The organism is Asaia sp. Ae19-3 (genome assembly GCF_059801175.1).
Window position 1 is genome coordinate 1,846,262 of sequence record NZ_JBCHWF010000001.1, and the last position, 12,193, is coordinate 1,858,454.

Genomic DNA, 12,193 nt, shown 5'->3' on the forward strand with positions numbered 1-12,193 from the left:
TTCTTCCGGATGGGGCTCAGAACGTCTCGTCGAGACGCTTTGCCAGATCCTCAATGTTCTCGGGAGGCCAGGCCGGAACATTCATGCCCAGCGACAGACCCATGGAAGTCAGGACTTCCTTGATTTCATTCAGCGACTTGCGTCCAAAATTCGGCGTGCGCAGCATTTCCTGTTCGGATTTCTGCACGAGATCGCCGATATAGACGATGTTGTCGTTCTTCAGGCAGTTCGCGCTACGAACAGAGAGTTCGAGCTCGTCAACCTTGCGCAGCAGGTTACGGTTGAACGGCAGATCGTCACGCGGCTCTTCCTGACGGACCGGGCGCGGCTCATCGAAATTGATGAACAGCTGCAGCTGGTCCTGCAGGATGCGGGCTGCGAGAGCGAGGCTGTCTTCCGGAGTAACGGCACCGTTGGTCTCGACCGTGAGCAGAAGCTTGTCGTAGTCGGTGACCTGACCAACACGGGTCGGTTCAACCTTGTACGAGACCTTGCGAACCGGGGAGTAGATCGCGTCGATGGGGATAAGCCCGATCGGTGCGTCTTCCGGACGGTTTGCAGCAGCCGGGACGTAGCCCTTGCCCATGTTGACCGTGAATTCCATGCCGAGCTTCACGCCGTCATCGAGCGTGCAGATCACGAGGTCGGGGTTCATGATCTCGATGTCATGACCGGCCTGGATCTGGCCTGCACGCACTTCGCCGGGGCCAGTGGCCGTCAGCACCATGCGCTTGGGGCCTTCGCCATGCATGCGCAGGGCAAGCTGCTTGATGTTCAGCACGATATCCGTCACGTCCTCGCGGACGCCCGGCACGGACGAGAACTCATGCAGCACGCCGTCGATCTGGATCGCCGTTACAGCGGCGCCCTGAAGCGAAGACAACAGAACGCGACGGATCGCATTGCCGAGCGTCATGCCGAAACCACGCTCCAGCGGCTCGGCGATCACCGTGGCTGTCTGCGTGGGCACGGAGCCGGGCGCGACTTCCAGCTTTTCCGGCTTGATAAGGGACTGCCAGTTCTTCTGGAGGACCAATGTCGTGGCCTTTCAAACAACTTGTCCCGCTGGGGCCCAACGGAACATCAACCGCGCCAGAGCGCGGTCAGAACGTGCCGGTGGCCTCTCCCGGGGGAGAAACCACCTACGGACGGGTGGTGACAGACGAGCGGCCCCCGAGGGGGCCGCAGTCAATCAGACGCGACGACGCTTGCGCGGACGGCAGCCGTTATGCGGCACCGGGGTCATGTCGCGGATCGACGTGATGGAGAAGCCAACGGCCTGAAGGGCGCGAAGCGCGCTCTCACGGCCCGAACCCGGACCCGAAACTTCAATTTCCAGCGTCTCCATGCCGTGGTCGCGAGCCTTGCGGCCAGCGTCTTCAGCAGCAACCTGAGCGGCATACGGGGTCGACTTGCGCGAACCCTTGAAGCCCTGGGCGCCAGCCGAAGACCAGGCAATCGAGTTGCCCTGGGCGTCGGAGATGGTGATCATGGTGTTGTTGAACGTCGAAAGAACGTGCGCGACACCAGAGATGATGTTCTTGCGCTCCTTCTTGCGGATACGCGGAGTTGCGGCCTTGGCCATAGTGAGGTCGTCCTGTCAGTCTTGGCAATGAGCGAAGGGCAGAGGACAGCCTGTTGGCCGCCACTCGCCACGATCCGCTTAAGATGCGCGAATTAGCGCGTAGCTTTCTTCTTACCGGCAATCGCCACGGCCTTGCCCTTGCGGGTGCGGGCGTTCGTGTGCGTACGCTGGCCGCGCACCGGCAGACCACGGCGATGACGCAGGCCACGATAGCAACCAAGGTCCATCAGACGCTTGATGTTCATCGCGGTTTCGCGGCGGAGGTCACCCTCGACGCGGTAGTCGCCATCGATCAGTTCGCGGATCTTCACGATCTCATCGTCGCTCAGCTCGTTAACGCGCTTCGCTTCAGGTACTTCGAGCTTGGAGCAGATTGCCTTCGCCGTCGACGGACCAATGCCGTAGATGTAGCTCAGGGCAATGACTACCCGCTTGTTCGTCGGAATATTTACGCCGGCAATACGCGCCACGCCACTCACTCCCTGCCCGACCGAGTAGGTCAGGCTCTCTTTTTGCTTCGACCCAAAGCTTGGGCCAGTTCAATCGAAACTGTTCAGTCCGCTAAAGAATCGACCGCTCTGAAAGGGTCGATCACCGCGTCTGACAGCACCTGTGTCGAGGGCGCGCAATATATCGAGCACCCCCTGCGAGTCAAATAAAACCGTTCACTTTTGCGTGATCGACTTCGTGAGCCTCATTTGTCAAGGCCGAGCGCCGCCACGATTGACGCATGCACAGCCTCAAGGCTCTGCATGCCATCAACGCGGCGCAGGCGACCAGCATTCTCATAATAAGGCAGGATAGGGGCCGTCTGGTCCTTGTAGACCTGGATACGACGACGCACCGTCTCCGGCTCGTCATCCGCACGCCGCGAGCCATCAGGCGCACGACGTGACGCAAGACGGGCCACAATCTGCTCGGCATCGACCTCGATGAGGATCACGGCGTCAATCTTGACCCCGCGCTCCTGCAACATGACGTCGAGTGCCTCTGCCTGGCTTTCCGTACGCGGGAATCCGTCGAGGATGAACCCCTGTGCACAATCGGCCTTGAGCGTGCGGCTCTTGATCAGGTCGATCATTACCTCGTCGGAGACAAACTGCCCGGACTCGACAATGCTCTTCACCTTGAGGCCGAGCGGTGTCCCCTCTGCCATCTCGCTGCGCAGCATATCCCCGGTGGAGATATGAGCGAGCTTGAATTCCTGCTCCAGCAGATCGGCCTGGGTGCCTTTTCCTGCACCTGGCGGGCCAAGAAGGATGATGTTCATCGACGACGCATTCCTCTTGCCTGATCCGCCTTGCCGTTACCGCGACCGCGCTGCTTGCGAATCAGACCCTGATAGCGATGGGCAACGAGATGCGACTGAACCTGGGTCATGGTGTCGATCGTCACCGAGACGATAATGATCAGACTCGTGCCACCAAAATAGAAGGGCACGTTGTAACGGCTGATCAGGATCTGCGGAAGCAGACACACCGCAACAAGATAGAGAGCGCCGATCGTCGTCAGACGCGAAAGGATACGATCGAAATAACGCGCCGTGTTCGACCCCGGACGGATGCCCGGCACGAATCCTCCCTGCTTGCGCAGGTTCTCAGCCGTTTCTTCCGGGTTGAACGTCACCGCGGCATAGAAATAGGAGAAGAAGAGGATCATCACCGCGTAGAAGACCATATAGAGCGGCTGGCCCTGCCCGAACTCCTGCCCAAGGGTGTTGACCCAGCCAGGCACGTTCTTGCCGTTCATGAAGCCCGAGATCGTGACAGGGATCAGCAGCACCGACGAGGCGAAGATCGGCGGAATGACGCCAGCCGTATTCACCTTGAGGGGCATATGCGACGAATCACCGCCGAACATCCGGCTGCCGACCTGGCGCTTGGGATACTGGATGACCACACGACGCTGCGCCTGCTCCATGAACACGATGAACGCGATCGTAGCACCGGCAAGCACCAGGAAGAGCAGCACGAAGAAGGGCGACAACGCCCCCGTGTAGCCCAGCTGGAAGAGGCTTGAGAGCGCGTGGGGCAGATTGGCAACGATACCGGCGAAGATGATCAGCGAAATGCCGTTGCCCACGCCACGCGAGGTGATCTGCTCACCCAGCCACATGAGGAACATCGTTCCGCCCACAAGGGTGATCACACTCGACAGGATGAAGAACGGACCCGGTGAAACCACCGCAAGCGTACCGGTCTTCGTCGCCATGTGCTCGAGCCCGACCGCGAGACCATAGGCCTGGAACAGGGCAATCAGCACCGTGAGGTAGCGCGTGTAAGCGTTGAGCTTCTTGCGCCCCTGCTCACCTTCCTTCTTCAGCGCTTCCAGCGACGGCAATGCTGTCGAGAGCAACTGCACGATAATCGAGGCGCTGATATAGGGCATGATGTTGAGCGCAAACACGGCCATACGACCGAGTGAGCCACCGCTGAACATGTCGAACATGCCGATGATGCCGCCCTGGTTCTGCTGCAGCAGCTGCCCCAGGACTGTCGCGTCGACACCGGGCACCGGAATATAGGTGCCGAGGCGATAGATGATGAGCGCGCCCAGCGTGAACCAGATACGCTTTTTCAACTCGGTCGCCTTGGCGAACGAGCTCAGATTGAGATTGGCGGCAAGCTGCTCGGCTGCGGAGGCCATCCACCGGTCCTTTCAACAAAAACAGCGTCACCGCGCAGGCGCGGGACGCTGTTCATGATTACCTGTGCCCGCCCTGCACCGCAACGGCACAGAGCGTTCTTATCGGGCGATCAGGCCTCGGCGGGAGCCTCGGCCTTGGCGGCAACCTTGACAGAGCCACCAGCCTTCTCGACAGCCGCGATAGCGGTTGCGGAAGCACCGGAGACTTCGACGGTCACAGCGCGGGTCAGCTCGCCCTTTGCCAGCAGGCGGATACCGGCATACTTGCCAGTGCCAACCAGACCAGCGGCGCGCAGCACCTCTTCCGTGATCGTCACGTCTGCCTGAAGCTTGCCATCAGCCAGTGCACGGTCGATGGCGCCCAAGTTCACAGGAGCAAATTCCTTACGGAAGATGTTCTTGAACCCGCGCTTCGGCATACGGCGATACAGCGGAAGCTGACCACCTTCGAAACCATTCAGGGATACGCCTTCACGAGCCTTCTGACCCTTGACGCCGCGACCCGAGGTCTTGCCTTTGCCCGAGCCGATACCACGACCCAGACGCTTCTTGCGGTAACGCGCACCGGCGTTATCGCGCAGTTCATTAAGGTTCATATCAACCCTCCACCTGGATAAGGTGGGCAACCTTGCGGATCATGCCGCGAACTGAAGGGGTGTCCTCCAGCTCGCGCTCACTGCCGATTCCGCGCAGACCGAGACCCACGAGGGTATCAGCCTGGCCGGGCTTGCGCCCGATAGCGGAAGCGATCTGCTTGACGCGAACAGTCTTGTTCTCAGCCATGGGTCGCCTCCGCTGCGTCTTCGGTCTGCGAATCGCGCTTGGCGAACAGCTCGGAAGCCTTCTTGCCACGGCGGCTTGCGACAGCGCGGGGGCTGCTGCAACGCTCGAGCGCGTCGAAGGTCGCCTTGACCATGTTATGCGGGTTACGGGTCCCGAGGGACTTCGCAACAACGTCGTTTACGCCCAGCGATTCGAAGACAGCGCGCATCGGGCCGCCTGCGATGATCCCGGTTCCGGCTTCAGCTGCACGAACCACGACCTTGCCAGCACCGAAATGCCCGAAAGAATCGTGATGAAGCGTACGGCCTTCCTTCATCGGAACGCGGATCATGGTGCGCTTGGCGCGTTCAGTCGCCTTGCGGATTGCCTCGGGAACTTCACGAGCCTTGCCCGCACCGTACCCAACGCGACCCTTCTGGTCACCAACCACAACCAGAGCGGCAAAAGCGAAACGACGTCCGCCTTTCACCACCTTGGCCACGCGGTTAATGGTTACCAGCTTGTCGACCAGATCGTCGCCTTCGCGTTCCCGCTCGCGACCACCACGGCCGCCTTCTCTTGGCTCACGTGCCATGTGTGATCCTTCCTTAGAACGAAAGGCCGCCCTCACGGGCAGCTTCGGCCAGCGCCTTGACGCGGCCATGATAGAGATATGCACCGCGATCGAACACGACCGCCGTCACGCCAGCGGCGAGAGCGCGCTCTGCAACCAGCTTGCCGACAACCGAAGCGGCTTCGACATTCGCGCCGGTCTTGCCAGCTTCGCGCAGGGTCTTTTCGAGGGTCGAAGCGCTGGCGAGCGTTACGCCCTGCGCATCGTCGATGACCTGTGCATAAATGTTCTTGCCTGAACGGAAGACCGACAAACGCGGCCGGCCACCGCTCTTGCGGCGAAGCTGGAAGCGAAGCCGCTGACGGCGCCGTTCCTGCAATCCATGCTGCGTAGCCATTATTTCTTCTTGCCTTCCTTACGACGGAGAACTTCGGTCTCGTAACGCACGCCCTTGCCCTTATAGGGTTCCGGCTTGCGGAAGTTACGGATGTCGAGCGCAACCTGACCAACACGCTGCTTGTCGTTCCCTTCGACCGTGATGGCCGTAGGACGAGGCGTGGTGATCTTCACGTCGGCGGGGATCGGATAGACGACGTCATGGGAATAACCCAGGTTCATCACCAGGTTCGAACCCTGCACGCTGGCACGGAAACCCGTTCCGGTGATTTCCAGCGTCTTGCTGAAACCCTCGGAAACGCCCTTGACCAGATTAGCGACGATAGCGCGGGTTGTGCCCCACATCGTCCAGGTCTCACGCGAACGGTTACCGACCGGCTTGATCGACACCTTGCCGTCTTCAACCTTGGCCTCGACGAAACGCGTCAGCGGCATGCTCAGAGAGCCACGCTTGCCCTTGGCCGTCAGCGACCCGTTGGCAATGGAAACGTCCACGCCTGCAGGAATGACAACCGGATACTTGCCTACTCGTGACATGTGATCCTCCTTAGAAGACGCGGCAGAGGACTTCGCCACCGACATTCGCGGCGCGAGCCTCGATATCCGAAAGGATACCGCGCGGGGTGGACAGGATCGACACGCCGAGACCGGCATACACGCGCGGCAGTTCCTTGATCTTGGAATACACGCGACGGCCCGGCTTGGAGACGCGGTGGATTTCCTTGATCACGGGCTGGCCGTCAGCATATTTCAGCTCGATGCGCAGCTGGGAGATACCGGCACGCAGCTCTTCCGTGGTGTAACCACGAATATAGCCTTCGCGGCGCAGCGCTTCCAGAACGTTTGCACGCAGCTTGGAAGCAGGTGCGATGCAAGCCGCGTGACGGGCACGCTGGGCATTGCGAATGCGGGTGAGCATATCACCCAACGGATCGGATAGGGACATTCGCTTCTACCTTACCAGCTCGACTTGACCATACCGGGGATCTGGCCGGTTGAGGCCAGGTCGCGCAGAGCGATACGGCTCAGCTCGAACTTGCGGTAGTTCGCGCGGGGACGTCCCGAAACCTTGCAGCGCAGACGGAAACGAACACGCGACCCGTTACGCGGCATTTCTGCCAGCTTCAGGGTTGCGTCGAAACGCTCCTCTACCGGAAGGGTCCGGTCCTTGATGATATCTTTCAACGCGGTCCGCTTCGCCTTGTCGCGCTGCGCCATATAGGCGCGCTTGGCGTTGCGGTTCACGGCGGAGATTTTTGCCATGCTAAATCTTCTCCCGGAACCTGTCGGGCCAATCCCAACGGTTTTCCAAACAGCGTGTGTATATAGGGAGCCGGGATTGCTTTGGAAAGCAAAAAACCCGGCTCAACCCGATAAATCAGGCAGTGAAGGGCAGATCGAACGCCTTGAGCAGCGCTTTTGCCTCTTCATCCGTCTTCGCCGTGGTGACGAAGATGATGTCCATGCCACGTACGGAGTCGATCTTATCGTAATCGATTTCCGGGAACACGATCTGCTCCTTGATGCCCATGGCAAAGTTGCCACGACCGTCAAAGCCCTTGTTCGGGGGCAGACCGCGGAAGTCACGGATGCGCGGCATCGCGATCGTCACGAGACGATCGAGGAATTCGTACATACGCGTGCGACGCAGGGTCACCTTGCAGCCGATGGGCAGGCCTTCACGAATCTTGAAGCCGGCGATTGCCTTGCGGGCAACCGTCTTGACGGGCTTCTGACCGGAGATGGCTGCCATTTCGGCAACGGCGGCATCGAGCTGCTTCTGGTCGCCGGCGGCTTCGCCAACGCCCATGTTCAGGACGATCTTTTCCAGCTTCGGAACCTGCATGATGTTCTTGTAGGCAAACTGCTCACGCAGCTGGCTACGAAGGACATCATTGTAACGCTGCTGCAGGCGCGGCTGAACGCGGATAATGGTCTCGCTCATGGTCGCCCCCTTAGCCTTCGATTACTTCGCCGGTCACCTTGGCGACGCGGACCTTGCGCCCGTCCTCGAGCTGACGGAAACCGACGCGGGTCGGCTTGCCGCTCTTCGGATCGACGAGCTTCAGGTTGGACAGATGGACCGGCATTTCCTTGGCGATAATGCCGCCTTCCTGGTTCATGCGGGTCGGCTTCTGGTGACGCTTGGCCACCGCAACACCGCGCACGATGGCCTTTTCGACCTTCGGCAGAACAGCAAGGACCTCACCGCGCGTGCCGCGCGACGAGCCGGAGAGGACCAGAACCTGGTCACCCTTCTTGATACGAGCAGCCATTATAGCACCTCCGGAGCCAGGGAGATGATCTTCATGAACTTGCGCGCACGCAGCTCACGAACCACCGGGCCAAAGATACGCGTGCCGATGGGCTCCATCGACTTGTTGATCAGCACAGCCGCATTCTTGTCGAAGCGGATGGCGCTGCCGTCAGCGCGACGAACAGGATAGGACGTGCGAACGATGACGGCCTGATGGACGTCACCCTTCTTCACCTTGCCGCGGGGAATCGCTTCCTTGACGGACACGACGATCACGTCGCCGACCGAGGCGGTTTTCCGCTTGGAGCCGCCCAGCACCTTGATGCACTGCACCTGACGAGCGCCGGAGTTGTCGGCGACTTCCAGATTGGTCTCGGGATGGATCATTTCTCAGTCCCCTCTTACGCTGACGCCTGAGCCGGTGCCGTCGCCGCTGCCTCAAGGGCTGCGCCGTTACGGGTGATCACCGTCCAGGTCTTGCGCTTGGAAATCGGAGCGCATTCTTCAATGCGCACCGTGTCTCCGATCTTGCACTCATTCAGCTCGTCATGCGCCGCATATTTTTTAGAGCGACGAATGAACTTCTTGTAGAGCGGGTGCATAATGCGGCGATCAACAAGAACGGTAACCGTCTTGTCCATCTTGTCGCTTGTCACTCGCCCTGTCAGGACGCGCCTCGGCATCGTCCGTCTCCTCTCAGGACTCTGCGGTGGACGTTTTTGCGCCCACCTTGTTCTTCGATTGATGCGCAACCGTCTTGATGCGAGCAATCGCACGACGGAGTACGCGAACGCGGCCGACTCCCTCTGACTGGCCCGTGGCAGCCTGGAACCGGAGGTTCAGCTGCTCACGCTTCAGGTCGAGAAGAAGGGCATCGAGCTCATCAGCGGATTTGGCGCGCAGATCGGCTACCTTGTATGCGTCAGCCATGATCAAGCCTCCCCAATCCGGGTGATGAACTTGGTCTTGATCGGCAGCTTTGCTGCGCCAAGAGCCAGTGCCTCACGTGCCACTTCAGGCGGCACGCCTTCGATTTCAAACAGCACGCGGCCAGGCTTCACGCGGGCCACCCAGAACTCGGGCGAGCCCTTGCCGGAGCCCATTCGGACTTCGGCAGGCTTCGTGGAAACCGGCAGATCCGGGAAAATCCGGATCCACACGCGACCTGCACGCTTCATGGCGCGGGTGATCGCGCGACGTGACGCTTCGATCTGGCGTGCCGTGATACGTTCGGGTTCGAGAGCCTTAAGGCCGAACGCGCCGAAATTCAACGTCGTTCCGCCCTTGGCCAACCCATGAATGCGGCCCTTGTGGGCCTTGCGAAACTTAGTCCGCTTCGGGGAAAGCATGGTGTCGTATCCTCATGCGCCTCGCGGCGCTTGTCATAATCTACTGCTCAGCGCTGCGGCGCTTGTTCCGCTGCACGACGGTCCTGAGCCATCGGATCATGGGCAAGGATTTCACCCTTGAAGATCCAGACTTTCACACCGCACGTACCATAGGTCGTCTTGGCAGTGGCGATACCGTAATCGATGTCGGCGCGCAACGTATGAAGTGGCACGCGACCTTCGCGATACCACTCGATACGAGCGATTTCCGCACCACCGAGACGGCCGGAGCAGTTGATACGAATACCCTGTGCACCCAGACGCATGGCGGACTGAACCGCACGCTTCATGGCGCGACGGAAGGCAACGCGACGCTCGAGCTGCTGCGCGATGTTCTCGGCGACCAGGGTCGCGTCGATCTCGGGCTTGCGAATCTCGACGATGTTCAGCGCAACATCAGTCTTGGCCAGACGGCTAAGATCCTTGCGCAGAGCATCGATGTCCTGCCCCTTCTTGCCGATGACAACGCCCGGACGTGCTGCATAGATCGTGACGCGCGGCTTCTTGGCCGGGCGTTCGATCACAACGCGGGAGACGCCTGCACCTGACAGTTTGCGACGCAGGTAGGCGCGCAGCATCAGGTCTTCATGCAGCAGACGGGAATAGTCGTTGCCAGCGTACCAGCGGCTATCCCATGTGCGGTTTACGCCGAGCCGCAGCCCGATCGGATTGACTTTGTGTCCCATATCAGGCTGCCTTCTGCTCTGCTGCGTCCTTGCCCTTGCCCTTCGGCGCAGGCGCTTCGTCTGCAGCGCGCTCGGCAACGACGATCTTCAGATGGCTGAAGAACTTCTCGATGCGCGAGGAACGACCACGGCCACGAGCGTGGAAACGCTTCATGACGATCGACTTGCCAACTTCTGCGGTCTTGACCACGAGCTGATCGACATCGAGCTGATGATTGTTCTCTGCGTTTGCAACAGCGCTCTCGAGGGTCTTGCGGACCTCCTGAGCGATGCGACGACGCGAGAACGTCAGCGCTGCGATTGCCTTGTCTGCCGGCTGGTTGCGAATCATCGCTGCAACCAGGTTCAGCTTGCGCGGGCTGACGCGGATGTTGCGGGCAACTGCCTGCGCTTCCGTGTCAGCGAGTGTGCGAATGTGCTTCGGCTTGCTCATGATCAGCCCCGCTTCGACTTCTTGTCGGAAGCATGACCCGGGAACGTGCGCGTCGGCGAGAACTCACCGAACTTGTGCCCGACCATGTTTTCCGTCACCTGCACCGGCAGGAACTTGTGGCCATTATAAACGCCGAACGTGAGTCCGACGAACTGCGGCAGGATGGTGGAACGACGCGACCAGATCTTGATCACCTCATTACGACCCGAAGCGCGTGACGCCTCGGCCTTGCCGAACAAGTACCCGTCAACGAACGGGCCCTTCCAGACGGAACGTGCCATCTCTGTTTGCCCCCTTCTTACTTGCCGGTCTTGCGGCGACGGATGATCAGGCTGTCCGTCTTCTTGTTAACACGAGTCTTGTAGCCCTTGGTCGGCTTGCCCCACGGCGTAACCGGATGACGGCCACCAGAGGTACGACCTTCACCACCACCATGCGGATGGTCGACCGGGTTCATGACGACGCCGCGGTTATGCGGACGACGGCCGAGCCAACGGTTACGACCGGCCTTGCCGAGATGCTGGTTCATGTTGTCGGGGTTCGAAACCGCGCCAACAGTCGCCATGCATTCGCCACGGACGAGACGAAGCTCACCGGACTGCAGCTTGATCTGCGCATAGCCGGCATCCTTGCCGACCAGCTGGCAGTAGGTGCCGGCCGAACGGGCGATCTTGCCACCTGCACCGGGCTTCAGCTCGATGTTGTGCACGATCGTACCGACAGGCATCGCGCCCAGCGGCATGGCATTGCCCGGCTTCACGTCGGTGCGTTCGCCAGCGATCACCTGATCGCCAACCTTAACGCGCTGCGGCGCCAGGATGTATGCCAACTCGCCGTCTTCGTACTTGATCAGTGCGATGAAGGCGGTGCGGTTCGGGTCATATTCCAGACGCTCGACCGTACCGGCAACGTCGAACTTACGACGCTTGAAGTCGACATAGCGGTAGGACTGCTTATGCCCGCCGCCACGGAAACGCGACGTGGTGCGACCGTGGTTGTTACGACCGCCCGTCTTGTTCTTACCCTCGGTCAGCTGCTTGACCGGCTTGCCCTTATAGAGCTCGCTGCGGTCGATCAGGACCGTGCCACGTGTGCTCGGCGTCGTGGGATTAAAGTGCTTGAGTGCCATGGTATCCTATCCCGCGTCAGCCCAGCTTCGCGGTAAGGTCAATGGACTGACCTTCCGCAAGCTGAACATACGCCTTCTTGATGTCCGAACGGCGACCAGGACGGCCCTTGACCATCTTGGTCTTGCCCTTCTGCACCAGCGTGTTCACGGAGACGACCTTGACGCCGAAGAGCGTCTCGACCGCAACCTTGATTTCCGGCTTCGCGGCCGTCATGGCCACGCGGAAAACAACCTGGTTGCGCTCGGAAAGGGCCGTCGCCTTTTCGGTGATGAGCGGCGCGCGAACGATGTCGAACATCGATTCGCGTGTCATACGCAGCGCCTTGTTACGGCGCGC

General features: G+C 60.4%; 23 protein-coding genes. All 23 read right to left on the reverse strand.

Annotated elements, in window-relative coordinates; genetic code table 11:
- Positions 1-16: 16 nt before the first annotated feature.
- Positions 17-1,036, reverse strand: a complete 1,020-nt coding sequence (locus AAID99_RS07965; protein ID WP_023978980.1) for a DNA-directed RNA polymerase subunit alpha — start codon at positions 1,034-1,036, stop codon at positions 17-19.
- 156 nt (positions 1,037-1,192) lie between these two features.
- Positions 1,193-1,585 carry a 30S ribosomal protein S11 gene (rpsK, locus tag AAID99_RS07970; RefSeq protein WP_023978981.1) on the reverse strand — a complete coding sequence of 131 codons (393 nt, stop codon included), beginning with the start codon at positions 1,583-1,585 and terminating at the stop codon, positions 1,193-1,195.
- 92 nt (positions 1,586-1,677) lie between these two features.
- A complete protein-coding gene (rpsM, locus tag AAID99_RS07975; protein WP_023978982.1) occupies positions 1,678-2,055 on the reverse strand; it encodes a 30S ribosomal protein S13 in 378 nt (125 codons plus the stop codon).
- A gap of 224 nt (positions 2,056-2,279) precedes the next feature.
- Positions 2,280-2,855: an adenylate kinase gene (locus tag AAID99_RS07980; protein WP_188426061.1), complete on the reverse strand. Its 576-nt coding sequence runs from the start codon at positions 2,853-2,855 to the stop codon at positions 2,280-2,282.
- Complete coding sequence (gene secY, locus AAID99_RS07985) at positions 2,852-4,231, reverse strand: preprotein translocase subunit SecY (RefSeq protein ID WP_188426062.1); 1,380 nt, start codon at positions 4,229-4,231, stop codon at positions 2,852-2,854. The genes AAID99_RS07980 and secY overlap by 4 nt, the downstream gene beginning before the upstream one ends.
- Before the next feature lie 110 nt (positions 4,232-4,341).
- A complete protein-coding gene (gene rplO, locus AAID99_RS07990; protein WP_188426063.1) occupies positions 4,342-4,827 on the reverse strand; it encodes a 50S ribosomal protein L15 in 486 nt (161 codons plus the stop codon).
- A 1-nt stretch (position 4,828) separates the two neighbouring features.
- Positions 4,829-5,014: a 50S ribosomal protein L30 gene (gene rpmD, locus AAID99_RS07995; protein WP_025840910.1), complete on the reverse strand. Its 186-nt coding sequence runs from the start codon at positions 5,012-5,014 to the stop codon at positions 4,829-4,831.
- Positions 5,007-5,588, reverse strand: a complete 582-nt coding sequence (gene rpsE, locus AAID99_RS08000) for a 30S ribosomal protein S5 (RefSeq protein WP_188426064.1) — start codon at positions 5,586-5,588, stop codon at positions 5,007-5,009. Before rpsE ends, rpmD begins: the two co-directional genes overlap by 8 nt.
- Before the next feature lie 13 nt (positions 5,589-5,601).
- On the reverse strand, positions 5,602-5,964 hold the full coding sequence (gene rplR, locus AAID99_RS08005; protein WP_035446907.1) for a 50S ribosomal protein L18: 363 nt from the start codon (positions 5,962-5,964) through the stop codon (positions 5,602-5,604).
- Positions 5,964-6,500, reverse strand: a complete 537-nt coding sequence (gene rplF, locus AAID99_RS08010) for a 50S ribosomal protein L6 (RefSeq protein ID WP_188426065.1) — start codon at positions 6,498-6,500, stop codon at positions 5,964-5,966. The genes rplR and rplF overlap by 1 nt, the downstream gene beginning before the upstream one ends.
- Before the next feature lie 10 nt (positions 6,501-6,510).
- On the reverse strand, positions 6,511-6,909 hold the full coding sequence (rpsH, locus tag AAID99_RS08015; RefSeq protein WP_188426066.1) for a 30S ribosomal protein S8: 399 nt from the start codon (positions 6,907-6,909) through the stop codon (positions 6,511-6,513).
- An 11-nt stretch (positions 6,910-6,920) separates the two neighbouring features.
- Positions 6,921-7,226, reverse strand: coding sequence for a 30S ribosomal protein S14 (gene rpsN / locus AAID99_RS08020; protein ID WP_188426067.1), 306 nt, complete (start codon positions 7,224-7,226; stop codon positions 6,921-6,923).
- Between the two features lie 115 nt (positions 7,227-7,341).
- Positions 7,342-7,908, reverse strand: a complete 567-nt coding sequence (rplE, locus tag AAID99_RS08025) for a 50S ribosomal protein L5 (protein ID WP_188426068.1) — start codon at positions 7,906-7,908, stop codon at positions 7,342-7,344.
- A gap of 10 nt (positions 7,909-7,918) precedes the next feature.
- Complete coding sequence (rplX, locus tag AAID99_RS08030; RefSeq protein WP_025840917.1) at positions 7,919-8,239, reverse strand: 50S ribosomal protein L24; 321 nt, start codon at positions 8,237-8,239, stop codon at positions 7,919-7,921.
- Positions 8,239-8,607 (reverse strand): 50S ribosomal protein L14, encoded by a 369-nt coding sequence (gene rplN, locus AAID99_RS08035; RefSeq protein WP_025822040.1) that lies wholly within the window; start codon positions 8,605-8,607, stop codon positions 8,239-8,241. Before rplN ends, rplX begins: the two co-directional genes overlap by 1 nt.
- Positions 8,608-8,621: 14 nt before the next feature.
- Complete coding sequence (gene rpsQ, locus AAID99_RS08040; RefSeq protein ID WP_025885438.1) at positions 8,622-8,903, reverse strand: 30S ribosomal protein S17; 282 nt, start codon at positions 8,901-8,903, stop codon at positions 8,622-8,624.
- 13 nt (positions 8,904-8,916) lie between these two features.
- On the reverse strand, positions 8,917-9,150 hold the full coding sequence (rpmC, locus tag AAID99_RS08045) for a 50S ribosomal protein L29 (protein ID WP_025822036.1): 234 nt from the start codon (positions 9,148-9,150) through the stop codon (positions 8,917-8,919).
- A gap of 2 nt (positions 9,151-9,152) precedes the next feature.
- Positions 9,153-9,569 carry a 50S ribosomal protein L16 gene (rplP, locus tag AAID99_RS08050; protein ID WP_023978997.1) on the reverse strand — a complete coding sequence of 139 codons (417 nt, stop codon included), beginning with the start codon at positions 9,567-9,569 and terminating at the stop codon, positions 9,153-9,155.
- Positions 9,570-9,616: 47 nt separating this feature from the next.
- Entirely contained in the window at positions 9,617-10,294 is a 678-nt protein-coding gene (gene rpsC / locus AAID99_RS08055; protein WP_023978998.1) for a 30S ribosomal protein S3, read from the reverse strand.
- A gap of 1 nt (position 10,295) precedes the next feature.
- Positions 10,296-10,727 (reverse strand): 50S ribosomal protein L22, encoded by a 432-nt coding sequence (gene rplV, locus AAID99_RS08060; protein ID WP_188426069.1) that lies wholly within the window; start codon positions 10,725-10,727, stop codon positions 10,296-10,298.
- A 2-nt stretch (positions 10,728-10,729) separates the two neighbouring features.
- Positions 10,730-11,008, reverse strand: a complete 279-nt coding sequence (rpsS, locus tag AAID99_RS08065; RefSeq protein ID WP_023979000.1) for a 30S ribosomal protein S19 — start codon at positions 11,006-11,008, stop codon at positions 10,730-10,732.
- A gap of 17 nt (positions 11,009-11,025) precedes the next feature.
- Complete coding sequence (rplB, locus tag AAID99_RS08070; protein ID WP_188426070.1) at positions 11,026-11,856, reverse strand: 50S ribosomal protein L2; 831 nt, start codon at positions 11,854-11,856, stop codon at positions 11,026-11,028.
- Between the two features lie 16 nt (positions 11,857-11,872).
- A complete protein-coding gene (locus AAID99_RS08075; protein WP_188426281.1) occupies positions 11,873-12,169 on the reverse strand; it encodes a 50S ribosomal protein L23 in 297 nt (98 codons plus the stop codon).
- Positions 12,170-12,193 lie beyond the last annotated feature (24 nt).